Source organism: Erythrobacter sp. SCSIO 43205 (assembly GCF_019904235.1).
GTDB lineage: Bacteria > Pseudomonadota > Alphaproteobacteria > Sphingomonadales > Sphingomonadaceae > Erythrobacter.
This window is the reverse complement of the sequence record NZ_CP063202.1, coordinates 3,289,042-3,312,572: the sequence shown is the minus strand read 5'-3', so window position 1 is coordinate 3,312,572 and position 23,531 is coordinate 3,289,042. Positions and strand designations below refer to the sequence as shown.

General features: G+C 55.9%; 25 protein-coding genes and 2 tRNA genes. 12 read left to right on the top strand and 15 right to left on the bottom strand.

Features of this window, described 5'->3' with window-relative positions; translation table 11 throughout:
* The first annotated feature begins 38 nt into the window (after nt 1–38).
* On the top strand, nt 39–920 hold the full coding sequence (locus INR77_RS15490) for a TIGR00730 family Rossman fold protein (RefSeq protein ID WP_223071875.1): 882 nt from the start codon (nt 39–41) through the stop codon (nt 918–920).
* Here the strand turns inward: INR77_RS15490 and thiD are convergent.
* Together thiD and glmM are read right to left on the bottom strand one after the other, a co-directional pair.
* Nucleotides 917–1,717, bottom strand: coding sequence for a bifunctional hydroxymethylpyrimidine kinase/phosphomethylpyrimidine kinase (thiD, locus tag INR77_RS15485; RefSeq protein WP_223071874.1), 801 nt, complete (start codon nt 1,715–1,717; stop codon nt 917–919). The two genes, INR77_RS15490 and thiD, sit on opposite strands and share 4 nt — an antisense overlap.
* A gap of 12 nt (nt 1,718–1,729) precedes the next feature.
* On the bottom strand, nt 1,730–3,067 hold the full coding sequence (gene glmM, locus INR77_RS15480) for a phosphoglucosamine mutase (protein WP_223071873.1): 1,338 nt from the start codon (nt 3,065–3,067) through the stop codon (nt 1,730–1,732).
* 154 nt (nt 3,068–3,221) lie between these two features.
* On the opposite strand from glmM, the gene INR77_RS15475 reads away from it, so the two are divergent.
* Nucleotides 3,222–4,487 (top strand): dicarboxylate/amino acid:cation symporter, encoded by a 1,266-nt coding sequence (locus INR77_RS15475; RefSeq protein ID WP_255573828.1) that lies wholly within the window; start codon nt 3,222–3,224, stop codon nt 4,485–4,487.
* A 9-nt stretch (nt 4,488–4,496) separates the two neighbouring features.
* Here the strand turns inward: INR77_RS15475 and INR77_RS15470 are convergent, their stop codons facing one another.
* From INR77_RS15470 to INR77_RS15450, 5 genes are all read right to left on the bottom strand, one after another.
* Entirely contained in the window at nt 4,497–5,651 is a 1,155-nt protein-coding gene (locus INR77_RS15470; RefSeq protein WP_223071871.1) for an AI-2E family transporter, read from the bottom strand.
* 78 nt (nt 5,652–5,729) lie between these two features.
* Entirely contained in the window at nt 5,730–6,368 is a 639-nt protein-coding gene (locus INR77_RS15465) for a sigma-70 family RNA polymerase sigma factor (protein ID WP_223071870.1), read from the bottom strand.
* Nucleotides 6,368–6,625 (bottom strand): NepR family anti-sigma factor, encoded by a 258-nt coding sequence (locus INR77_RS15460; RefSeq protein ID WP_255573827.1) that lies wholly within the window; start codon nt 6,623–6,625, stop codon nt 6,368–6,370. The genes INR77_RS15465 and INR77_RS15460 overlap by 1 nt, the downstream gene beginning before the upstream one ends.
* Before the next feature lie 138 nt (nt 6,626–6,763).
* The gene (locus tag INR77_RS15455) at nt 6,764–7,537 is read right to left on the bottom strand and encodes a response regulator (RefSeq protein WP_223071869.1); all 774 of its coding nucleotides are present in this window, start codon (nt 7,535–7,537) and stop codon (nt 6,764–6,766) included.
* 269 nt (nt 7,538–7,806) lie between these two features.
* A complete protein-coding gene (locus INR77_RS15450; protein ID WP_223071868.1) occupies nt 7,807–8,964 on the bottom strand; it encodes an N-acetyltransferase in 1,158 nt (385 codons plus the stop codon).
* 165 nt (nt 8,965–9,129) lie between these two features.
* Here INR77_RS15450 and INR77_RS15445 point away from each other — a divergent pair, with 165 nt between their 5' ends.
* The gene (locus INR77_RS15445) at nt 9,130–10,224 is read left to right on the top strand and encodes a fatty acid desaturase (RefSeq protein ID WP_223071867.1); all 1,095 of its coding nucleotides are present in this window, start codon (nt 9,130–9,132) and stop codon (nt 10,222–10,224) included.
* A 13-nt stretch (nt 10,225–10,237) separates the two neighbouring features.
* Here INR77_RS15445 and INR77_RS15440 read toward each other — a convergent pair whose 3' ends face one another.
* From INR77_RS15440 to INR77_RS15410, 7 genes are all read right to left on the bottom strand, one after another.
* On the bottom strand, nt 10,238–10,612 hold the full coding sequence (locus INR77_RS15440) for a hypothetical protein (RefSeq protein WP_223071866.1): 375 nt from the start codon (nt 10,610–10,612) through the stop codon (nt 10,238–10,240).
* Nucleotides 10,613–10,654: 42 nt separating this feature from the next.
* Nucleotides 10,655–11,191: a GNAT family N-acetyltransferase gene (locus INR77_RS15435; RefSeq protein WP_223071865.1), complete on the bottom strand. Its 537-nt coding sequence runs from the start codon at nt 11,189–11,191 to the stop codon at nt 10,655–10,657.
* Nucleotides 11,188–12,285: an LPS export ABC transporter permease LptG gene (gene lptG, locus INR77_RS15430; protein WP_223071864.1), complete on the bottom strand. Its 1,098-nt coding sequence runs from the start codon at nt 12,283–12,285 to the stop codon at nt 11,188–11,190. Before lptG ends, INR77_RS15435 begins: the two co-directional genes overlap by 4 nt.
* A gap of 15 nt (nt 12,286–12,300) precedes the next feature.
* Entirely contained in the window at nt 12,301–13,560 is a 1,260-nt protein-coding gene (locus INR77_RS15425) for an LptF/LptG family permease (protein ID WP_370632243.1), read from the bottom strand.
* Between the two features lie 112 nt (nt 13,561–13,672).
* Nucleotides 13,673–14,032 carry an ATP-dependent Clp protease adapter ClpS gene (clpS, locus tag INR77_RS15420; protein WP_370632329.1) on the bottom strand — a complete coding sequence of 120 codons (360 nt, stop codon included), beginning with the start codon at nt 14,030–14,032 and terminating at the stop codon, nt 13,673–13,675.
* 312 nt (nt 14,033–14,344) lie between these two features.
* A complete protein-coding gene (locus INR77_RS15415) occupies nt 14,345–15,169 on the bottom strand; it encodes a phasin family protein (protein WP_223071862.1) in 825 nt (274 codons plus the stop codon).
* Nucleotides 15,170–15,332: 163 nt separating this feature from the next.
* Nucleotides 15,333–17,258, bottom strand: a complete 1,926-nt coding sequence (locus tag INR77_RS15410) for a PHA/PHB synthase family protein (RefSeq protein WP_370632328.1) — start codon at nt 17,256–17,258, stop codon at nt 15,333–15,335.
* A 261-nt stretch (nt 17,259–17,519) separates the two neighbouring features.
* Here INR77_RS15410 and INR77_RS15405 point away from each other — a divergent pair, with 261 nt between their 5' ends.
* The 7 genes from INR77_RS15405 to INR77_RS15375 all read left to right on the top strand — a co-directional run bounded on the left by INR77_RS15405 (nt 17,520) and on the right by INR77_RS15375 (nt 22,204).
* A complete protein-coding gene (locus INR77_RS15405; RefSeq protein WP_223071860.1) occupies nt 17,520–18,719 on the top strand; it encodes an LL-diaminopimelate aminotransferase in 1,200 nt (399 codons plus the stop codon).
* Nucleotides 18,720–18,826: 107 nt separating this feature from the next.
* Nucleotides 18,827–19,438, top strand: a complete 612-nt coding sequence (locus tag INR77_RS15400) for a hypothetical protein (protein ID WP_255573826.1) — start codon at nt 18,827–18,829, stop codon at nt 19,436–19,438.
* A gap of 29 nt (nt 19,439–19,467) precedes the next feature.
* Nucleotides 19,468–19,815 (top strand): hypothetical protein, encoded by a 348-nt coding sequence (locus INR77_RS15395; protein WP_223071859.1) that lies wholly within the window; start codon nt 19,468–19,470, stop codon nt 19,813–19,815.
* Nucleotides 19,816–19,827: 12 nt separating this feature from the next.
* Nucleotides 19,828–20,397 (top strand): hypothetical protein, encoded by a 570-nt coding sequence (locus INR77_RS15390; RefSeq protein ID WP_223071858.1) that lies wholly within the window; start codon nt 19,828–19,830, stop codon nt 20,395–20,397.
* Nucleotides 20,394–20,873, top strand: a complete 480-nt coding sequence (locus tag INR77_RS15385) for a JAB domain-containing protein (protein ID WP_223071857.1) — start codon at nt 20,394–20,396, stop codon at nt 20,871–20,873. The genes INR77_RS15390 and INR77_RS15385 overlap by 4 nt, the downstream gene beginning before the upstream one ends.
* A complete protein-coding gene (locus INR77_RS15380; RefSeq protein ID WP_255573825.1) occupies nt 20,836–21,243 on the top strand; it encodes a winged helix-turn-helix domain-containing protein in 408 nt (135 codons plus the stop codon). The genes INR77_RS15385 and INR77_RS15380 overlap by 38 nt, the downstream gene beginning before the upstream one ends.
* A 118-nt stretch (nt 21,244–21,361) precedes the next feature.
* A complete protein-coding gene (locus INR77_RS15375) occupies nt 21,362–22,204 on the top strand; it encodes a crotonase/enoyl-CoA hydratase family protein (RefSeq protein WP_223071856.1) in 843 nt (280 codons plus the stop codon).
* A gap of 10 nt (nt 22,205–22,214) precedes the next feature.
* Here the strand turns inward: INR77_RS15375 and INR77_RS15370 are convergent, their stop codons facing one another.
* Nucleotides 22,215–22,994: an acyl-CoA thioesterase II gene (locus INR77_RS15370; RefSeq protein ID WP_223071855.1), complete on the bottom strand. Its 780-nt coding sequence runs from the start codon at nt 22,992–22,994 to the stop codon at nt 22,215–22,217.
* Between the two features lie 205 nt (nt 22,995–23,199).
* On the opposite strand from INR77_RS15370, the gene INR77_RS15365 reads away from it, so the two are divergent.
* Nucleotides 23,200–23,273: transfer RNA gene (locus tag INR77_RS15365), tRNA-Cys, on the top strand.
* A 24-nt stretch (nt 23,274–23,297) separates the two neighbouring features.
* A tRNA-Thr gene (locus INR77_RS15360) sits at nt 23,298–23,373 on the top strand.
* The last annotated feature ends 158 nt before the right edge of the window (nt 23,374–23,531 follow it).

Genomic DNA, 23,531 nt, shown 5'->3' with positions numbered 1-23,531 from the left:
CTTGCCGCCAAAAGACTGCGCGCCTAGGTCACCTTCCCATGACAAATATGAACGACGAACATGACCTTGGCGGGCGTAAATTCTATCCCGCTGAAGAAGAAAGCCGATTTGCGGATGAGTCTCCTGAAAAGACACCGCAAACCGAACATCCCGCCTATAAGCTCGCCTTTCGCGACACTGATTTCCTGCTGCGCGACGAACTTCGCCCCGTTCGGTTCCAACTTGAGCTGTTGAAGCCGGAAATGCTCCTGGATGAGGCGCGCGTCGGTTCGACCATGGTGATGTACGGGTCAGCGCGGATCCCATCCGCAGACGAGGCGCAAGCCAAGATTGATGCCGCCAAAGACGGCGATGAGTGGGACCAGAAGGTCGCTCAGAATCTGGCAAAGAAAGCCAAATATTACGAAGAGGCGCGGCAGCTTGCACGGTTGGTTTCTGAAAAAGCCATCATCGAAAACGGCAAGCGCCAGTTTGTCGTTTGTTCAGGAGGCGGACCTTCGATCATGGAGGCGGCCAATCGTGGGGCAAGCGATGCGGGAAGCGAGAGCATTGGCCTCAATATTGTCTTGCCCCATGAGCAAGCGCCAAACTCTTATGTAACGCCTTACCTCTCGCTCAATTTCCACTATTTCGCGCTTCGCAAGATGCACTTCTTGCTGCGAGCGAAAGCTGTTGCGGTGTTCCCGGGCGGTTTTGGCACCTTTGACGAATTCTTTGAGCTGTTGACGCTCATCCAGACGGGCAAAATGAGGCCGCTGCCCATTTTGCTGTTCGGCAAGGAATTCTGGACGCGTGTCGTCAATTTCGAGGCGATTGCCGAGGAAGGCACGATCTCGAAAAAGGATCTCGATCTGTTCAAATGGTGCGAAACAGCAGATGAGGCATGGGCCCATATCGCTGAGTTTTACGGGCTCGATTAATCGAGGCTACGCACTGCCTGGTGCCCAAGGGGACCATTGCCAGAGCCAAATCCGGGCGCTGCCTTGATCGCGTTCAGCACGAAATTCCGGCCCAATTTGACCGAATGTTCAAGGCTTTGGCCGTGTCCTAAAAGCGTGGCGATGGCTGAGGATAGCGTGCATCCGGTGCCGTGGGTGTGGGGTGTGTCGATCCGTTCGTGATCGAATTGCACCGTGCGGCCTTGCGGCTCGTATAGGAGGTCGATCACCCGCGCGTCTTGCGTGTGACCGCCTTTTGCCAGAACAGCCGTTCCCGTGATGCCTGAAAGCTCCTTGGCTGCTTCGATCATGTCATCGCTCGTGTTGAGGCTGCGGCCCAAAAGGTGAGCAAGTTCCGGTAGGTTGGGGGTGATCAGCGCCGCCAATGGGAACATGGTGTCACGCAAAGCTGCCACTGCATCTGGATCGATCAGCGCAGCGCCGCTGGTTGCTACCATCACCGGGTCGATCACAATCGGCGCATCGACATTATCAAGTGCGCCTGCAACTTGCGCGATCACATCGGCATCGTGAAGCATCCCGATTTTGACTGCATCAACACCGATGTCCTCGAGACACGAAGCAATCTGGCTGGCGACAACGCTGCCCGCCATGGGCGCAATTGCTTGCACGCCGACGCTGTTTTGCGCGGTCACCGTGGTGATGGCGGTCATGGCATAACCACCCAGCATGGTGATGGTTTTGATGTCCGCTTGGATGCCAGCGCCACCGCTGGAATCAGAACCAGCGATGGACAAAATGCGCGGTGGTTTTTTCATCGGTTGCGAGCCTTACGCGGCACTGCGAACGGCGTCGCACACCCGGTCAACCACCGCCTCGACTTGTGCGGCATCATCGCCTTCGGCCATCACGCGGATCACTGGCTCTGTGCCTGATGCACGAATGACCAGGCGGCCTTTGCCTTCAAGCTCGGCTTCGGCGTCGGCGATGACCGCCTTTACGACATCATTTTCAAGCGGCGCGCCGCCTTCATAGCGCACGTTTTTGAGAAGCTGCGGCACAGGGTCGAACTGGTGGAGGATTTCGCTTGCAGGTTTGCCCGATCGTACCAACGAGGCGAGCACACGCATCGCAGCCACGGTGCCATCGCCAGTCGTTCCATGGTCGGTCAGGATCATGTGGCCTGATTGTTCACCACCCACATTAAAGCCGCCTTCTTTCATCCGTTCAAGAACATAGCGGTCGCCGACTTTGGTCCGCTCCAGCGTGAGGCCCAAGCCCTCAAGATAGCGCTCCAACCCCAGGTTCGACATGACCGTTGCGACCACGCCCCCGCCTTTGAGCGAGCCTTTTTCGTGCATACGGCTGGCGATCAGGGCCATGATCTGGTCGCCATCGACCTTGCGCCCCTTTTCATCGACGACGATCAGCCGGTCCGCATCGCCATCAAGCGCGATCCCGATATGCGCGCCTTCCTCGACAACCTTGGCCTGAAGCGCTTCGATCGAAGTGGAGCCAACGCCGTCATTGATATTGGTGCCATTGGGCGAAACGCCAATCGTGATAACCTCTGCGCCAAGCTCCCAAATGGCAGAGGGCGCGACTTGATAGGCGGCCCCATTGGCGCAATCGACCACGACTTTCAGATCGTCAAAGCGCACATCCGAACCAACCGAGTTTTTGACCGCATGGATATATCGCCCACGCGCATCGTCGATCCGGCGTGCCCGGCCAATGTTTTCAGCCGATGCCAGTGTGGGTTCGGCTTCTAACAAAGCCTCGATCTCAGCCTCAGCCTCATCGGAAAGTTTGAAACCATCAGGGCCGAACAGCTTAATACCGTTATCGGCGTAAGGGTTGTGGCTAGCCGAAATCATCACGCCAAGATCAGCGCGCATTTCGCGGGTGAGAAGCGCGATGGCGGGCGTTGGCAGGGGACCGGTCATAATCACGTCCATGCCTACACTGGTGAAGCCAGCGACCAGAGCGCTTTCCATCATGTAACCAGAAAGGCGCGTGTCTTTGCCGATCACGACGCGGTGCCGGTGTGTGCCGCGCACGAAGTAATTGCCCGCCGCTTGCCCCACGCGCATCGCGGTGGCGGCTGTCATTACCCCTGCGTTGGTGCGGCCCCTGATGCCATCAGTGCCAAAGAACTTGCGTGTCATGGAAAATCGCTTCCCGTCCTGAACCTGTTTTGCGCCGCCCCTAGCAGCATAGTCTTGCCACAGCGTTATTGGCTGGCGCGCCATTTGTCACTTTGTTCTGACACGGTTATCGCTCATGCAGACGCTATGGCCGCGAATTACAGGGACAGGTGACTTGAACAATCAAAGCGACAAGCAGGCGGTGGATACAGGATATGAGCTGGTCACGATCCGCTTACCTGTGATCGCAACCTTCGCGGCATTGGTCCTGGGGCTCGCCCTTGGCGTGGCGCTTGGCGGTGCTGATTTGCCTCAGCGCATCCTTGAACTCATCGGCCTTGTCGGAACCTTGTGGCTGCGCGCTCTTCAGATGACGATCATCCCTCTGGTTGCGAGCTTGCTGGTGCTGGGCTTAGCGCAAATGATGGCGGCCGCGCGCGCAGGAGCAGCAGCCCGGCGGTTTTTGGGGCTAGTTTTCGGCGTGCTTATCCTTGGCGGAATATTCACAGCGGTGATGCTGCCCTTGCTTCTGACCGCCTTCCCGATCCCGGAAAGCGCAAGCGGGTTCCTGGCGCAGGTGCCTGATGAAGAACTCGCGGTTCCCGATATTCTCGACTTTCTCGCCTCGCTTATCGCGCCCAATATGATTGCCGCTGCGGCGGAAACCGCGATGCTTCCGCTCACGATTTTCTTCGCGCTTCTGGCGATTGCGATTTCGCAGCTCCCCAAGGATCAGAACGCACGCCTGATGGGTTTCTTCCACGCGCTCGCCAATGCGATGCTGCTGATCATCGGTTGGGTGCTCTGGATTGCGCCACTGGGCGTCTTCGCGCTCGCCTTTGGGGTTGGAATGCGCAGTGGGGGCGGGGCGTTCGCAGCGCTTGGGCATTATATTCTGGTCGTCTCGGCCATGGGCGGATTTATCCTTGTGCTCGCCTATTTTGTCGCATGGCTGCTTGGTGGGATCAGCCCTTGGCGGTTCGCCCGGCAGATTATCCCGGCACAGGCCGTTGCAATTTCCACGCAAAGCTCGCTTGCGAGCCTGCCAGCGCAGCTCGACAGTGCAAGCCGTTTGGGACTGAGATCAAGCACAGCCGAGTTCGTCCTGCCGCTTGCGGTTGCCATATTCCGCGCAACCTCGCCTGCGATGAATCTCGCGGTCGCAATGTATGTCGCAGCGCTTGCCGGGGTTGAGATTTCGCCTGCCCTGGCCGTTGCCGGAATATTGGTGGCGCTTATCATTTCAGTGGGTTCGGTAAGCCTGCCCGGCTCGATCAGCTTCGTCGTCTCCATCGGACCCATCGCGCTTGCCATGGGTGTTCCGGTTGAGCCCTTGGCGCTGCTGGTGGCGGTGGAAATGCTGCCCGACATCATGCGCACGCTTGCCAATGTGACGATGAATGTTGCGGTCGTTAGCGCAGTTGACCGGAACGCGGATTAGGGTTTTTCCTTATCCGACAGGAGCCTGTTCTTCTTCTCGCCCGCGCTCCGCCGCGTCGCCCTTGAAAAGGGGTTCGCCAAAAACAAAGCCGATCAGGTTGGGCCTGCCGATATGATCGAAGAGCGCGGTGAGGGTTAGTAAAATCGGGACTGACAAAAGCGCGCCCGGCACGCCCCAAATCCATGTGAAATACGATAGCGCGATGAGGATCATGACCGGGCTCATCGTAAAGCGCGCGCCGAGGATCGAAGGGGTAACAAGGTTTCCCTCAATCGCATTCAAGCCAAGGTATGCGAGCGCCGGGATCATGCCCAACCAAACCGTTTCCCCAGTACCAATGCCAAAGAGCGCAAGCAGGGCGAACATCGCCATCGGACCGATGTAAGGCACGAAGTTCAAAAGCATAGCAAGGCCGCCCCACATGATCGGCGCATCCACGCCCAACGCCCAAGCTCCGCCTGCAACGATCACGCCGACGCCTGCGTTAATCATGCCAACGGTCATGATGTAGGCCGCAACCTTATCCTGCACCTCTCGCATGGCGCGCGCAGCTTTCACGCTGGAGCCGAAGCTTGCCCGGTCGAACAAAAGGTGACGGCGCATCCGCACGCGCGCTTCGATCATGAAGAACGCCATGAGCATCATGATAAGCACTTCGACCACTACCGATGGCGTTGCAAAGGCGATTTCTTCAAGCAAGCTTGGCGTCGCCAGCACGACCTCGGAAGTGCCTGTGTCTCCCATGATTTTCGCCAATTCGGCATTGGCAATCGCAAGCCATCTAAATTCGTCGCGAAGGTCCTCAAACCGCTGGCCCACCTGACCTGCGATTTCGGGGATCTGCGCGAACAGATCAAGCGCAGGTTGAAGGATGAGCGCCAACGCAAGCAGCACCGCTCCTACAAACACGAGGAGAGACGCCAGCGAAGCAAGCACATTGGGAAACCCAAGACGCGCCAGATGGTCTGCAAGCGGAGAGAGCAAAATGGATAGCAGCACCGCTGTCACCAAAGGCAAAAAAACTACCGAACCGATGGAGAGCACAAAGGGCAGTGCCAGAAAAAGCCCGATACCGATCAACACCACAAGCGCGGACAGTAAGCGCAGCTGCTCTTGGCTTGCAGCGTCTTTATCCGAAGGCTCAGGTGGAATCTGTTGGTTCATCAGCGGCTTCAGCTCCTGAAGCGCAGCCTATGAGAGCAGCCCGTAATCGCCAAGCGCGCAAGTTTCCGACGCGCGATTTCAGTGCTCGGGCGTGTCTTTTCCGTTACCCATAAAGCCGCTCTCGGCGACCACATTGTCGAGCTCATCGAGGATTTCGGAATGCGCTGTGCCATCCGCAATGGAACGGCCCGGCACATTGTCTTTGGATAGCATTTCATTGAGTGCGGCGCGTGCACGGCCCACGCGGCTTTTGATCGTTCCAAGCGCGCAGCCGCAAATCTCGGCTGCTTCTTCATAAGAAAAGCCGCCAGCACCCACGAGCAATAGCGCCTCGCGCCGCTCAGGCGGGAGCGTCAGAAGCGCGCGATGCATATCGGAGAGATGCAAAGGCTCCTCCTGCTCTGCGGGCTGCGTCAATATGCGCTCAGCCACGCCTTCATCATAGGTGCCGCGAAACCGGTTGCGGCGCATATCGGTGAGATAGGCATTGCGCAAAATCACGAAGGTCCATGCGCGCATTGAGGTGCCAGGTTCAAACCTGTCTTGTGCAGCCCACGCTTTAAGAAGCGCCTCTTGAACCAGATCATCGGCCATGTCCGCGCGGCCACAAAGCCCGCGGGCAAATGCGCGCAAATGCGGAATAACCTCGGTCAGTTCGCGCTTGAATGCGGCGCGTTCCTTTGCGGTGGGTTTGTTGGGTTTTGTGTCGCCTGCCACTAATCCGACTTTCCGGTTCCGGCATTATTGTCGCCGGGCCCGGTGCTTTCATCGAAAGCGTCGAGCAGGTCCTTGAAACTGTCGGGCAGTGGCTCATCCACGACCGAGTTGTAGAGTTGTTTGAGCCCATCGGCCCAAGCCGGAGACTCGGCACCCTGATCCATGGGCGTTTTTGCGCCCACATCAGGTTTATCCTTATCCGGTTTCTTGGCTGAGCTCATCAACAGACCTGCATTTTCCCATGCCTGGCGGAACATACCGCGAGGCCATAACACCCACACTTGCGCAGTGCGCTATGGGTTGATGATGGTGAAACTTGCAAAGTTAGCAAATGTTCCCTTGTCTTGAGCAGAACTCTCAATTGCCAGAAACGGTGAAAAAGAAGGCGCGCCGCTTTAACCAAAGAATAAAGCCTGACTTATCGAGGCTTTAACCGTATCCTCTCGGAATGGCTTGGTCACAAGATAGGTAGGCTCCACACGGTCGCCGGTAAGAAGTCGTTCGGGGTAGGCGGTGATAAACACCACGGGAACCTCGGCGATTTCCATGATGTCTTTGACCGCATCAAGGCCCGATGAGCCATCGGCAAGCTGGATGTCTGCAAGAATTAGCCCGGGCTGGTTTTCTTTAACCGATTGAATCGCTTCTGATTTGGTGGTCGCCGTGCCGCTTATTTCGTGGCCTAGTGAGAGCACGAGATCTTCCAGCTGCATCAGGATCATCGGTTCGTCTTCGATCACGAGCACGCTGGTTCTTTGCTCTGCATCGATTTGCGCGATTGCGGCTCGATTAAGCTGATCCACCGCGTCAGCGCCAATGCCCATGATTTGCGCTGCTTGAGCGGTGTTGAACCCTTCGACGGTGGTCAGCAACAGGGCCTGGCGCGTCTGGTCGGTCATGGCGCTGAGCTTGGCAAGCGCGCTTTGCTCTTTTGCATCGGTATTTGAGGATGCTTGCGCTTGCATTCCGCGCTCATCGAGAACCAGATGAAACACCCGGTAAAGCGCCTCGCGCCCGCCCTCTAATGATTTTTTGAGAGCCTCATCGCCAAGCGCTTTCTCAAGCGTCTCCTTGACAATGGCATCCCCTCGCACCTGCGAACCGCTGAGCGCCCGCGCATAGCGGCGCAAAAAAGGAAGCTCGCCTGCAATTTTTTGACTGAGCGACAAAATCATCTCCGACGCGCACGCTTTAAACTTAAGGGAAAACGACGAAATCTTGCCTGTTCGCCGTCTCCTTGGTCCTCTCGTATGGACCGGGATTTGCACTTTCGCAAAGGCAGATTAGAAATTTTTTTAAAACTTGGGAACCCTGCGCCTTTGCAATCATTTATTGAATGTCGCCAGCCTGATCCCCCCTCCCGTCCATGTGGCTGGCGATAAGATCCCGAAAGGCCTCCGCTCCTAAGGAGCGGGGGCCTTTTTGGTTTTTGCCGCCACTATGCAAGGCTCTTTTCATAGATGGCATATTCGCGGTTGATCTGGCTGTTGATGGTATCGGCTATGGCAACCATCCCCTGATTGTCTTCCAAAATCCAACCGATCTCGCCACGCTGCGAACCATATTTTTCAGTCGCGTTTAGGCGGATATAGCTGATCATCATGAAGGCAAGCTGGCTTGCAAGCCGCGAGTTCTGATACTCTTTGAGCACTCCCATAAGAGGGACGCGCATTCCCCCTTCTTTCGGTTTTCGCAGCCAGCGCAATAGGTGGAACCAGCCAAATGGGAACAATTTGCCTTTAATCTTGGCAAGGACATGGTTCACGTCAGGGAAAACGAGCATGAAAGCGACGGGACGCCCATCGACCTCTGCGATCATATTCAGCTCTTCCTTGATGATCGGTTTCAGCTTTTTGCCGCCGTATTTTACCTCTTCGGGGGTGAAGGGCACGAATCCCCAATTGTCCGACCACGCATCATTCAGGATCGAGAGGACGATGGCTGCATCTTCGTCCCAGTTTTTGTGGCTCACCTGCCGTATGGTGATGCGTTTGTTGCGCTCGCCCGATTGGACGATGCGCTGGACCAGCGGGGGGAATTCTTTCGTTATGTCAAGGTCATAGGTGTAGAGGGTTTTTGCCCGCGTATAGCCCGCACCTTCGATCATCGCCTGATAGTGTGCCGGATGGTGCCCCATCATCACCATGGGGGGATGGTCGTGGCCTTTGACGAGAAGCCCGGGCTCTTCCCACATGGCCATCGAAATCGGGCCGAGGACGCGCGTCATCCCTTGCTCTTTGAGCCAGTCTTCGGCTGCTTCCAACAGCGCTTTGGCGACGTGTTCGTCTTCTGCATCGAAATATCCGAACATCCCTGTGCCAGGACCAAAACCCTGGCTTTCCGGCATCTTCAGCGCGAGTTCATCGATTTGAGCCGATATGCGTCCCACAGCTTTGCCACCACGTATAGCAATGAAAAGCTGTGCCCGTGTGTGTCCGAACAGCGGGTTTTTGTCCGGGTCCACCAGCTCTAATTGTTCAGAGCGCAATTGGGGAACCGAATGAGGAACCTGCGTTGCAAATGCGCGGCCCAGATCAACAAAGCGAGCACGCCCTTTTTTATCCGTCACCCGTTCAATTGTGATCGGTGAAGTCATTTTACCCCGAAACCCTCTTGATATGCGTCAATGTTTACCATCCGCAATCTGCCATGAAGCGCGCAAAGCCATGACGCAAGGTAATCGATCACTGAGATCAAAACAGACAGTTTGCGATTGTGCGCTGCAATAGGGTATAGAGCCAGGCTGCAGGAACGATTTTTCATGACTATGCACCAATCCATCTCAACCAGCGGCGCGCCTGAGACGCCAAGGCCACGTGCGACCCGCGCTGATTTCCAGACGCGGGACGACAAGGATATGCTGCGCGCAGCGCGCGAGCTGACGAAAGATTTGGGCGAAGCAAAGGCCAGCATCTTTTGGCCTGATATGCTGATTTCGACAGCGATTGGTTATGCCGGAATTGCAACGGCAATTTTGACGACCAACCTTGCTGTGGCGATCATCGCAGGGCTTGTGGCATCGCTGGCGTTGTATCGATCGCTCATGTTCATTCACGAGCTCACGCACATCCACAAAGACGCGCTGCCCGGCTTTCGTTTGGTTTGGAACCTGCTCGTCGGTATTCCGATGATGGCGCCCAGCTTCATGTATGAAGGCGTGCACGTCATCCATCACAAGCGCACTCAGTACGGCACGATTGAGGATCCGGAATATCTTCCACTTGCTCTGATGAAGCCGTGGAGCTTGCCGGTCTTTGTGATCGTTGCATTGCTTGCGCCGGTCGCTGTGCTCATCCGTTCCGCCGTTCTGGTGCCTTTAGGTCTTTTTGTGCCCCCGTTGCGCCGTTTTGTGTGGGAGCGCGCTTCATCGCTTTCGATCAACCCTGATTTTCGCCGCAAACCGGCTAAGGGCGAGTTTGCAAAGCAGGTTCGCTGGCAGCAATTCGGGGCGAGTGTTTGGGCTATCGCTCTGATGCTCAGCCCGCTTGTGATTGGCTGGAAACCGTTGCTTGTCGCGCTTGCCATTATGTCGTTCACCACTCTTCTCAACCAGCTGCGCACTCTGGTGGCGCACCTGTGGGAGAATGAGGGCGAACCAATGACCGTGACCGCGCAATTTTTGGACAGCGTGAACGTACCGCCGCCGGGTATCGCTGCGGAGATCTGGGCACCAGTGGGACTGCGTTATCACGCGCTCCACCATCTGATGCCCTCTATGCCCTATCACGACCTGCCCGAAGCGCACCGCCGTCTTGCGCGAGAGCTTGGCGATGGTTCAACCTATGAGGGGGCAAACCATCCCGGAATGTTTAATTTGGTGGGCCGGATCGCGCGCAGCACTATGTTGCCACGCTAAGGCCCTTGGCAGGTTATCCGTCGGCAGGTTGAACCTTTGAGCCCGCAGGAGGCTGAGTCATTCCAGCAGGATTGGCACCGCGTTCCATGGTGTCAGGCAGTGCGCGCTCACCAGAGTTTGTGCCTGCCGAACCTGCTCCGGGAAGGTCAGGTGTATCTGAACCATTGGCTGCTTGACCTTCAGCAAAGCTTTCATCTGTTGCGCCAAAGTCCGTATCGCTTTGCGCGCCCTCTTGCTCGCTCGCTTCTGGATCAGAGCTTGCTGCGTCGAGTGGGATAGCCTCGGTTATATCGGGAGCCTCTTGGGTATCATCGCTACATCCTGCAACGGCGAGCGAGAGGCTGACGAGTGAGGCGCTGGCGAGAGAGGCACTGAAGCGGCGTTTCATGGCGGTAATCTCCTGAGTAGGCCTCATTATAACTCACTCAAGCTATTCGAGGAAATGGATCATTGCACAGCGTCTCGCAATGGGAAGTCCGTCGTCCGCTTCATTGGCAAGTTCGCCTGCTAATCGCGGGTGCGCATCAAGCGCGGTGACTTCTTCAAAGCCTAATCTTTCATAGAAAGGCCCGTTCCATGGCAAATCGCGAAAGGTGGTAAGGGTAAGCGCTTTGAACCCGGAATTGCGTGCATCAACCTGCGCTGCGCGCACCAGACCTGCGCCAATTCCGCGCTGCTGGAAATCGGGGTGAACGTCCATTTCCCAGATATGCAGTTCGCGGCGAAAAGGTTGGCTGACGAGAAACCCGGCCATACGCTCACCGACATGGGAGACAAGGCAGTGCCCCTTGCGGATAAGCGAGACGAGTTGGGGCTCTTCCCAAGGGTCGTCAAAGTCGAGCCCCGCCAGATCGGGATCGTCGGCGAACAATGCTGACGCTGCGCGTTCGATAGAGGGCATGAGCGCTGCATCTGCTGGCCGCGCCAAACGCAGTGTCCAATCTCGTGCGCTTTCAGAAGAGGTCATTCTTCGGTTCGGATTAGAACCGTTTCACCCAAAAGGAAGAAGAGAAGAAACGGTGCCCAAGCGGCAAGAAAAGGCGGATAGCCTCCAAAGCTGCCCATTGCGAGGGCGGCGTTGTCAACAACGAAATAAGCAAAACCCAAGGCCATGCCGATCACCGCGCGCACGAATAATTGTCCAGAGCGCGCAAGGCCGAACGCGGCGATAGAGCCCAAAAGCGGCATCAAAAGCGCAGACAATGGCCCGGAAATCCGGTGCCACCATTTGGCCCGCATTTCGGAAGTGCGCCGGCCTGCCGCCTCAAATGCGTCGATTGTCTCACCCAACTCCCAAAAGCTTTGAGCATCGGGGTCGACAGATTGAAGGTCAATCTGGTCAGGGGTCAGACTTTCGCCAACTATCAGCCTGTCGAGCTCTTCGGCTTGTGCGCGCCCAACATCAAAACGGACCGCCTCGTAGAGCTCCCAGCCCGGCCCTGCGAATGTCGCGCTTGTCGCTCTCACTTGCTCTGTGATGATGCCGCCGGGCGCGCGCGTGTACCATGTGACATTACCAAGCTCGATTGCCTCGCCTGAGCCCGTCAGAGTTTGCGCAGTCAAAATGTGCTCGCCATCGGTCACATACACATTCGAACGTACGCCTGAGACTTCGGGGATGGGCCCGTATTCAGCCGCATCCCACGCCTTTAACGTTGCGTTGGCGCGCGTCACCACGCGCTCGTTAAAGCCAAAGCTGATCACTGCGACGAGGGCCGCTGTCAGGAGCAAGGGCGAGAGCACCTGATGCGCCGAAAGCCCGGCCGCTTTCATCGCAACGACCTCACTGTTCTGGTTTAATGTGACCAGAGTAATGAGGGTCGCCAGCAGCACTGAATAGGGGAGGAAGCGCGCCACTAGCTGTGGAACACGCAGGCTCACATATTTCCAGATTTCCGCCTGGCCATTGCCCTCTGGCGCCAAAATCTTGCCCGTATTGCCAAGCAGGTCGAGGGCCATCAAAACCACCACCAGCATCACCAGCACCGCGGCAATGCGCACAACAAACATCTTGCCAAGGTAAAGCGTCAGAGTGCGCGAGGGGAAGAAGTCCAATTGCATGAGCGTGTTTGTTCTTTATTCCGCCGGGGCTGTGGCTGTATCGACTGTATCGGCGTGATGATCTGCCATTAGTGATTTGGGCTTGCGTCGTCCGAAAAGCTTACCGATCTGTTTGCCAAGCTTGCCGAAAACCCGCTCCAGAGCGCCCAGAGGCTGCCCGCCGGGGACATAGGCAGTGCGGTGGAACATGAACAAAATGATCGCGGCAAAAATGACGAAAGGCCCCCATAAGGCGATGATTGGGTCAATCCGTCCAAGGCTGGCGATGTCCTCTCCGTATTGATTGATCTTGTGATAGGAGACGACCATGACAATCGACACGAAAACTCCCAGCGCGCTGGTTGATCGTTTGGGCGGAATGGCAAGCGACACCGCAAGCAGTGGCATGAGCCACATCATCACGATCTCCACCGTTCGGTAATTGAACGCGGCCTGCGTTTCATCGCGCTGCTCTTGCGTGGCGCTGCCATCGGCCCAGCCGATCCGCAAAAGCTCAGGCAGGATATATTCGCGGCTACCTTCGCCGCGCGCCCGGAATTCTTCGATGGCTGGCAAATCGATAGGCAGATCATGGCGGCTGAAAGAAAGAACGCGCGGTGTGTCGCTCCCCGTGTCCTGAACAATCGTGCCCTCTGTTAGGCGCAGGATGATCGTGTCGGGATCGTCGGTGGTCGCCAGGAAGCTGCCCTCACGCGCGCTGATTGAGAGGACTTGGCCTTCTGAGTTAGAGACGCGGGCGAAAATTCCCACAAGGCGCTGACCTTCATCCTCGCTTTTCTCAATGCGCAGCGCCATGCGATCCGCCAGAGTGGTGAACTCACCCACTTTGATCGAGGCACCTAGCGCGCCTGATCGAAGTTCATACTCCATCTGCTCATAATAATAGCGGCTGAGCGGTTGAATGTAGAAGACAAGCGCGATGTTGACCCCGACGAGTATCGCTGTGAGCACATAGGGCACTCGCAAAAGGCGCCAGTAAGAAAGACCTACGCCGCGCATGGTGTCGAGCTCTGACGAGGTTGCCAGCTTTCGGAAGGCGAAGAGCGTACCGAGCAAAAGGCCAAGCGGGATGGCGAGGCTCGCGTATTCGGGAACAAGCGCGCCCAGCATCTTGAAAACAACGCCAATCGGCCCGCCCTCAACCGCGACAAAGTCGAACAGTCGTAACATTTTTTCCAGCAAAAGCAGCGATGCCGCGAGCGCGAAAACCCCCAGCATGGGGACGATCACCAGCCGGAAGATATAGCGGTCGATACTGGGAATGAAGTTCAACACATCCTGTCCCGTGGCTCAGCTTTGCTTTTGTTCACGCTGGCCTGTGCCTCTAGCGGTAAATCGCGCGCGCGTCAGGCTTTTTTCGCGAGGACTGTCTTGTGCGTCTATCAGCTTACGCTTTTTCCAGCGTGCATTGCAGTGGGTGCTGATTCTGGCGGGCGAAATCCATCACCTGATTGACCTTCGTTTCAGCCACTTCGTAAGGGAAAATGCCGCAAACGCCGACACCCTTTTGATGGACATGAAGCATGACGCGGGTTGCTTGCTCCAGGTCCATGGAGAAAAAACGCTTTAGCACCATGACCACAAACTCCATCGGAGTGTAGTCGTCATTCAGCATCAAAACTTTGTACTGGCTGGGCTTTTTGGGCTTTGCGCGTGTTTTCGTTGCGATCCCGACTTGCGCATCGCCATCATCAGCGTCGCCATCGCCATCGTCCGGCTTGTCATTGCTGGAAACTGGGATGAACAAGGTTCCGCCCAATTCTGACGCACCGGATGGGCACGCACTGCCTTGCGCGAACAACAAATCAGAAAGGGAAGGTTCGAGGGATCGCATAGAGCATCCATTATGGGAAAGGTTTGCACCAGTGCAAGGCATGACCGCACCAAGGTGGCACTTTCCGTGGTCACACGGCGCAAGTCTGCGCACAAAAAAGGGCCAGAACGATCCCGATAGGGTGGTCGTTCTGGCCCATGCGCATATCTGCGCGCTTTCTTAAGCCGGGTGAGAGAGAGAGGGGAGAGAGGCCCGGCCTAGAAACTGTGTCGCTAAGAGTTGGGCTTAGGCAGCCTTCTTAGCCATGTCGGTTGCAACGCTCACACGGTTTGAAATCGGCGCGAAAGCATCGTTGTAAAGCTTGACCAGCGCTTCAGTGCGCTTGGAGCCGAAAGCCATCGCTGCATCAAAGTTGCGGCGTGCGATTTCGCCTTGAAGTTCGAACAGGTCGGTTGGCGACTTGACGGCTGCGACTTTTTTCGCGTCCTCAGTGACGGTTTCGATCACGGCTTTGCCGGTCTCGACGTCTGATTTGACGAGTTCTTGCGCACCAGCGAAGAAGATTTTGCCGCTTTCAACAACAGCCTCGACATTCGCTTTGTTGAATTCGCCTGCTTCCGAAGCCAATTCAGTTGCTTTGCTGTAAGCGCCTTTGACACGGGTTTGTGCGTCGGCGGCAAGTTCTTTGGCTTTCGACGTAAGCTCTGCTGTGAAGTCGTTTTTCTCTGCGGTTGCCATGATGGTATCCTTCAGTTTTGAAACAGGGTTAGTTGGCGCTGCAGTCTTGGCAGCTGCTTTGACGGGGGTTTTCTTTGCGACCGGCTTTTTGGCTGGAGATTTCTTCGCTGGCGCCTTTTTCACTGCGGTCTTTTTTGCAGCGGTTTTCTGCGATGCCGGTTTGGCAGCAGTCTTGCGAGCAGCCGGAGCCTTTTTCTTTGCAGGGGCTGCGACCGCCTTCTTGACGGCCTTGGCGCTTACCTCAGGCTTTGGAGCATCAGCTTCAACAGCCTCCGCGACCTTTGCAGCGCTTGCGGTTTTCTTCGCAGCCGCTTCTTCATAAGCCTTTTCAGCCGCTGCATCGATCTTAGATGTGGTCTTGGCCTCAGCCATGTCACGCTCCTATTGTGTTGCAGTGCACAAAATAGGCATTGCAGGTGCGAAGTCAAGCATTTTTTGTGCGGCGCACAATAAATCGCGAGAGCGTGAAAAAAACAAACCAGATCAATAGTTTGATGAGGTTTCGGGGCGCGTGCCCCGAGAAAACTCGAAAAATTTATCGCGTCTTCACATAGCTGCCGGGCGCGTCTTCCAGCACTTTATCGCCGCGTCCACCGGGTTTGCGCTTGCCGGTGGCGGGGACCTTTTTGGAAGACTGCTTTTGCAGCCATTCGAGCCAATGTGGCCACCAGCTGCCCGGATGCTCCTCTGCGCCTTCGACAAAAGCCTCAAGCGTCTCTGCATCCTTATCGCCCAGCCAATATTGATATTTGCCGGCATCGGGATGGTTCACCACGCCAGCAATATGACCAGAGCCGGCAAGGATGAACTCGAGCGGCCCGGTAAAGTGATTGGTGATCCGCCACACGCTCTCCGCTGGCGCAATGTGATCTTCGCGGCCCGCTTGGATATAGCTGGGCGTTTTTACCTTGGTGAGGTCAATTGGCGTGCCGTCGGCTTCCAAAGCGCCGGGCACCACGAGTTTGTTGTCGCGGTACAGATCGCGCAGGTATTCATTGTGCCATTTGGCTGGCAGGTTGGTGACATCGCCATTCCAATGCAGAAGGTCAAAGGCTGGGTAGTCCTCGCCCATAAGGTAATTATTGATGACATAATTCCAGATGAGATCCTTGCCTCTGAGCGCGTTGAAGGTCGCGGCCAGATAACGTCCATCGAGATAGCCATCAGGCGATAGCTGGTCGATCATCGCAAGCTGGGGGTCGCTGATAAAATGCTTCAGCTCGCCGCTGCGCTCAAAGTCGACTTGCGCGGTGAAGAAGGTGGCGGATTTGACTTTATCGGCATCGCCTCTCTGCGCCAAAACCGCGAGGGTCGCAGCCAAAGTCGTTCCTGCAACACAATAGCCAATTGTATGGACATCATCGACCTTGAGGCGCTCACGCACCGTATCAATCGCGCCGATCTGCGCGCGGATGTAATCATCCCAAACGACATCCTGCATCGTTGCATCAGCCGATTTCCAGCTCACCACAAAAACCGTGATGCCTTGGTCAACAGCCCATTTGATGAAACTCTTCTTGGCCGTCAGATCAAGGATATAGAAACGGTTGATCCATGGCGGAAAGATCACCAGCGGGGTTTCGTAAACCTGATCAGTAGATGGCGAATATTGAATGAGCTGATAGAGCTCTGTTTGCGCAACGACTTTGCCTGGCGTTGCGGCCAGGTTTTCGCCAAGGGTGAAGGCGTTCGGGTCTGTGTGGGTAAGCTGGCCGCGCTCCAGATCAGCGATCAGATGACGCATCCCGCGCACAAGGTTTTGCCCCTTGGTTTCGACCGTTCGTTTGAGGACGACCGGATTGGTCGCGAGGAAATTGCCCGGGCTCATCGCCTCGGATAATGCGTTGACTGCAAACTGAAGCTGCTTTTTTTCTGCGCCATCCAAACCATCCATGTTGGAGGCTGCATTGCGAAAATACTCAGACAGCATGAGATAGGTCTGATGAATCAGGGCAAAGGCAGGATTCTCATTCCATTCGGGATCGGCAAACCGTCGGTCTGAGCGAGCCTTCGGCGTGGTCACCAAGCCGTCCCCATCTTTCGCGTCCCGCTCATCCATCATTTGAGAAGCGACACCCTGCCACATTTGCATGGTCGACGAGGCAAGCTTCGAGCTACTTTCTATCATGTCCTGAGGAAGCGATTTTGCCATGCTTTGCGACACCAACAACCATTGCGCAGGATCAAGCAATCCTTGACCGGCTTTTGCGCCAGCGCCAGTTGCGCTCTTAGCCAACTGAGCGCTCAAAAAGGTGAACCACATCTGTTGTATTTCGGCGCCCGCTTTTGCCCACTCGCCAAGCTCGCCCAAATTAGTCAGGTTGAGGTCGCCAGGAGATGAGATTGCTGCCCCAGGCCCGCCAGGCATAGCCGCATTCGAACCCATCACCTGCGCTGCGTTCTCGAAAAAGGAGCGCATAATGTCGCCCTGCGTTTCAAGAAAAGAGCCTAGCGATGCCATACCGTCTGTCGGAGCACCAAACGAAAAACTTGAGCCTGCACCGTCTTTTTTGTCATCAGCCATCGTTCAAAAAACCCCACCTTGATGCAAGTGCACCATATGGCGCGAAACTAAGTTTTGCCAGTCTGATAGCTCTATAATGTGGCGAGTGTGCGAAACAGGCGTATAAAGGCCCGTCTAGGTCCTTTGCACTATGTACGGATCTGGACAGTGCAACGATGATTTAACGCCTCGCGGTCGGCAGGCGAAATGCAGGAACCGATGGACGATCAATTTTATAGAATGAAGCGGCTGCCTCCTTATGTGATCGCGGAGGTCAATTCGATGCGTCATGCCGCTCGACAAGCGGGTCAGGATATTATCGATCTTGGCATGGGCAATCCCGATCAACCTCCGCCCCAGCACGTCATCGACAAGCTTTGCGAAGTGGCCGCGAAACCTGATGCGCATGGCTATTCGCAGTCCAAAGGCATTCCAGGCTTAAGGCGCGCGCAAGCCAATTATTATCAGCGCCGGTTTGGCGTCGACCTTGATCCAGAAAGCGAAGTGGTCGTCACCATGGGCTCAAAAGAGGGGCTCGGTAGCCTTGCGACCGCGATTACGGCGCCGGGCGATGTGGTGCTCGCGCCCAATCCGTCGTACCCCATCCACACCTTTGGATTTATAATCGCGGGTGCAACAATCCGCGCAGTGCCAACAACGCCGGACGAAGAATATTGGCGCTCGCTCGAAAGCGCGATGAATTTCACCGTGCCCCGGCCTAGCGTTTTGGTGGTGAGTTACCCATCAAACCCGACTTCGGAAGTGGTTGACCTTGCCTTCTATGAAAGGCTGGTCGACTGGGCGCGTGAAAACAAGGTCTGGGTCTTGTCGGACCTTGCGTATTCAGAACTGTATTACGACGGCAATCCCACCCCTTCGATCATGCAAGTGCCGGGCGCAAAAGACGTAGCGGTTGAGTTTACCAGTATGAGTAAAACCTATTCCATGGCCGGATGGCGAATGGGATTTGCCGTGGGCAACAAGCAACTGATCGCGGCGCTGACAAGGGTCAAGTCGTACCTTGACTATGGCGCTTTCACCCCCATTCAGGCGGCGGCCTGTGCGGCATTGAATGGTCCACAAGACATCGTCGAGTCGAACCGTCAGCTGTATCAGAAACGACGCGATGTTATGGTAGAAGCATTTGGGCGAGCCGGTTGGGACATCCCCGCGCCGCCTGCATCCATGTTTGCATGGGCCCCGCTTCCACCAGCATTAAAGGAAATGGGGAGCTTGGAATTTTCGAAACAATTATTGACTGAAGCCCAAGTCGCTGTCGCTCCGGGCGTTGGATATGGCGAAAAAGGTGAGGGCTTTGTTAGAATTGCAATGGTAGAAAATGAGCAGAGACTTAGGCAGGCGGCTCGCAACATAAAACGATATTTCGCCTCTATGGGAATTAATTCCACCGCAGCGTAATGTTAGTTTGAAATTAAGCATCGCTGTTTGTCGTTTGGTGCCGGCACGTTAGACATAAGGGTTAAGAGTGATATACGTGACTCGACGATCCGACGCAGGAGTTTGTCATGACCAGGGACGCAATGCGCCCCCTAACTAAACGTCAAAAAGCCGTCATTGAACGGATTGATCAACGCGCGCCTATCAAAGTCATCGCCAACGATTTGGGTGTCTCTGAAACTCGTATCAATCAACATATCCGCGCTCTTAAAGATATCTATGAGGCAGAAAGCCTTGCCGATCTGGTGAAGGCTTACCGCGAAGACAAATCAGCGTTTGAGGATTCGCAGGAGGAATCTCTCAACGACTTGGGGGACTTGTCGGCGAATGAGCCAACTTCCGGCACCCAACACTTAAGCGAATCTGTATACAGTAAAAATCAGGTCCCCATCATGGCCCTGATCGACGATCCAACAGCGCAGGATGACCCGGGCGAACTCGTGATACGCGATGTCTCGTCCATGGTTGAAGAGGCGCCTTGGCTGCGCCCCGGCGAACCAACGGTTGTCCCCCGGGCGCTCGATGGCGAATACGCTGTCTGGTGGCGTCTCGTGGCGATTGTTGGGATAGCGTTTGGCTTTTTGGCTGCCTTGGTATTGACCGTGACAGCCGCCGTGACAATCAGCGAGGCGTTGGATGGACGGGCCGCCGTCCCGGATAGTGAAGCAGGCTTCTCCTGACGGGCAGGGCGAAGCGTGGAGACCTAAAAATGACGGATCGCATCCTCGCTGACGCACACAATCTTAAAAAACTGGTTCGAGAGGCTGAAGCTCTTGCTGACGAATCAATGATTGCTTTTGCACGCCTGAAGCAAGCCATGCTTGCTGCGCGCCAGAACCCGAATGTAAATGTCGACACCGGCCAGCGCGCTTTGATGCGTCTCACTCAAGCTGAATCACAGGCAATGAGTATGTCGACCAGCCTGCTTCGGGTCCACGATGAACTGAGCAAGGTGGCACGTACAACACTTGGTCCGGACGAAGGGGTTCCCACCGAAATCCTTGAAGCCGACAATGCGCCTGCCGATGCCCAGCCATTAGAGCGTGAGAACGCATAGACTGGCGCTTCTATGACCGACCTGCTTCTCTCTGATTCACGCGCCTATATTCAGGACATCCTTGCCTGGGCTGTTTGTATTGCAGCACTGGTTTGGGGCGCTGGACCAGAGAGGGCGGTTGCGCTGGTGTGGCTCGTTCTTTTTGAAGTCGCGCATAATATTTATCGTTCCCTGACAGGCACCTACATTAGCGTTGATGAGGTTGATGCCTTCTCTGCGGTCGCTGATAGCGCGGCGCTCATTTGCTGGATCGCAATCGCCCTTTACGCCAATCGAAATTACACCTTATTGATCGCAGCAATGCAGGTGCTTGCAATGACAGCGCACCTCGCGCGCGGGCTGGTTGAGGCTATCTCTCCAGTCGCTTATGTGACGATGGTCGCAGTGCCCGGCTGGCTTCAACTGTTGCTATTGGCGCTTGGGCTTGGGCGGCACGTTGTTCGAAAACGCAGGTTCGGTGAATATCGCGATTGGAGAGTGGGCCGAGGCTCTGCTTTTCTCGCTGCGAAAACACGAGATTTGCCCGGTGAGCTCAGTTTGCACCAAGCTCCAGAGCCCACGTGGCGAGACGATCTCAAATGATTGAGCGGGTCATCACTTCGCGGCTACGCCCGCCTCCGGGAGCATCTGCCTTCAGCACGGGCGTAAAGGCGTCAAGCAACAGTTTTACGATTGATTTTCTGAGGGCTATGGTGATCACGCGGCCCTTCGAAACCGAGCGGTTCCACGTTGTTTTCGTGGATGAAAGGCGATCGCATCTTGGCGATGCGCCTATGGGATCAGGGGGGGCAAACTGTTTGTCTCTGCGCATGAGGGAGCTTTTTACCAAGGCTCTCAGTTTGCGCGCACATGGTATTGTGGTGGCTCACAACCATCCGTCTGGTCTGTGCCGGCCGAGCCGATCTGACATCGTCTCGACCCGGCGATTAGAGCAGGTGGCATCGGCGCTCGATATTGAGCTGCTTGACCATCTTATTTTTACACAAGGTGCAGTCTATTCAATGCGTGCAGGGGCAATCCATGAATATGAAAGTCGCCAACCGGTATTTTCCCGATAACGGGACAATGATTCCGCGTTTCCGTCATGCAGGAGAGGTCACGCTCGACCTTTTCCATCGCGACGGACGCGTGGATGATCGCTGGCTTGCCTTCCACCCGCGAGAATTCGAGGTGCTTTGGCGGCTTGCCGAAGAGCCGGGCCAGCGTGTGACCAAGCGACAGCTTCTGTTTGACGTTTGGCGTATTGACTACGAGCCGGAAACCAACAGTGTCGCGGTCCATATCGCGCGTATTCGCAGCAAGCTTGAGCCGCTTGGTCTCTCCGGGATCGTAGCGACACACCCCGATGGCGGATATTATTTGAGCGTGGCTCCAAGCGAGATTGATCTGGCTCATTCAGGCGATCCTGAATATGAAAGCTCGACCTAGGCCCGAGCAAACTGGCTTCACCTACGAAAGGGTGGCGCTTCAAAACTGATTACTGGACAGCTTCTCTCGCTTGCTCCAAACCATTCTCGATAGAAATGACCCTCACGGAGAGACGAGAATGCCAGAAGCTGAAACCACATCAGCCAAGATTCTTTCAAGCAATGATCGCGTCGTAATTGAGCTTTCTGAGAACGGCGTTGCGCACGTTCGGTTTGTTCGTACAGACAAGATGAACGCGCTTGACCCGGCGATGTTCGATGCAATGATCGAAGCAGCTCAAAGCCTTAACGCCACCAAAGGAGTGAGGGTTGTTGTCCTCTCAGGTGATGGACGCGCCTTTTGTGCTGGTATCGACCTTAGCAATTTCACCAATCCCTCAGGCGATACCAGTCGCAGCCTTGAGACACGCACCCATGGCAATACGAACAAGTATCAGGAAGTGGCCTATCAATGGCGCCGCCTTGGTGTACCCGTCATCGCGGCGGTCCACGGCGTATGTTTCGGCGGCGGTCTTCAGATCGCGAGCGGCGCTGACATCCGTATCGTTCACCCCGAAACTCGCATGGCGGTGATGGAGATGAAATGGGGGCTTGTCCCCGATATGGCCGGCTATGCACTTTGGCGTGGTCTTGTGCGTGATGATGTGCTGCGCGAGCTTGTCTATACCAATCGCGAGTTCTCAGGTGCTGAGGCGCAATCGCTCGGCTTTGCAACCTACGTTGAGGACGAGCCATTGGCCAAAGCGATGGAGATGGCCGAGGTAATCGCTGGCAAGAACCCTGATGCGATCCGTGCATCCAAGCGCCTCCACGCTGCTATGCACGACAATTCGACGGATGACATCTTGATGATGGAAAGCGTCGAACAAGACAAAATCAGCCGCACTAAAAACCAGATTGAGGCGGTCATGTCGTCAATGCAAAAACGCGCTGGAGTGTTTGACGACGTTGAAGTTGCCTAACCCGGCCGCATTATCCGAAAATTGCAACCGACTGGAGGCCGTCGAGCACTTGACGGCCTTCAATATCGTACATCCGCAAACGCTCTGAAGAATAGCCCTTGTCCAAGTGCTGGCTGGCGTTTTCTGCCAGATACCATCCGCCTGCAGATTGCGTTTGCGGGTCGAGCACGTTGAACGACCAATTGATTGAGCTGATCGGCCCCAATCGCTGCATTGCCCGCATAGCCCCCGGAGGCATCACGTCTCCCATCAAGACAAGCTTGCTCACTGGATCAAGCGCGTGTTCTTCGGTTAATCGCGCCCAGCGCCTGACGGTCGCGCCATGATCCTCGCCTTTGGTTTGGCCATAACGCAGTTCAAAGTTGTTTTGTATAAATGATGGGCCCTTACCCGCCATAGCGGGCGGATTGTCATCCGGTAAACCGGGCCAATCTTCGGGAGGTTTTGCCTCGTGCGTGCCATTGGGTTCGCGTTCGTCAGCGAAAAGCCACAAGGCGGTAAGGGCGAGGCCTTTTTCACCGTGAATTTCGCTACGGACCTGGGTTACATTACGCCCTTGCCGAAGGATTTCGGCGGTCAATGTTACCTCTTCTCCTACCGGGGCGACGAAACCAATTTGCGCCGCCCTTAGGGTAGGGAGATCGCGAAACGCGCGCCTGGCCATTGTGAACGCGACGAGTGCCGACGCGCCGCCGTAAAGTGTGCGCCCTTGCATCCATTCTTGCGCATCGCCCAAGCGGATGGAGCCGGGATTTCCGGTGATCGGTTCAAGAAGGCTTGCAATTGTCATGACTGCTCTATTGCCTTGTGCTGCGCGCTTGGTCCAGATTGACGTTGCGTAAGGCTGCCGGAGCGCAAGCGTGCGCTCGTTCAGAAAAACTTGCGATTCAGCCGTACAGATTTTTCTAATTGATTTGCGCGAAAGGCGACGCAGTGGATTGCCAATACCCGCACGAATCGCTAGTGCGCCGCATCCGCCTGATTTTGGGCGGCTCGGCCCGATGGCGGAGTGGTGACGCAGCGGATTGCAAATCCGTGTACGCCGGTTCGATTCCGGCTCGGGCCTCCACCCTCTCGCAAAAAGCGAGACTGCGCCGCTTTAGCTCAGTTGGTAGAGCACATCATTCGTAATGATGGGGTCACGTGTTCGAGTCACGTAAGCGGCACCAGAGCTTCTTCCAAAATCGTCCCGAAACCGTTGATTTTCAGCGGTTTTTGGGGTATTTCTTACTTTCTGGTGTTCCCGCTTTGTCCCGCGTCATGCCCCCACATCTATCACCATTTGGGGGCATGAAAGGGGGCATAAAGCCAACCAGAAAGGTCATGC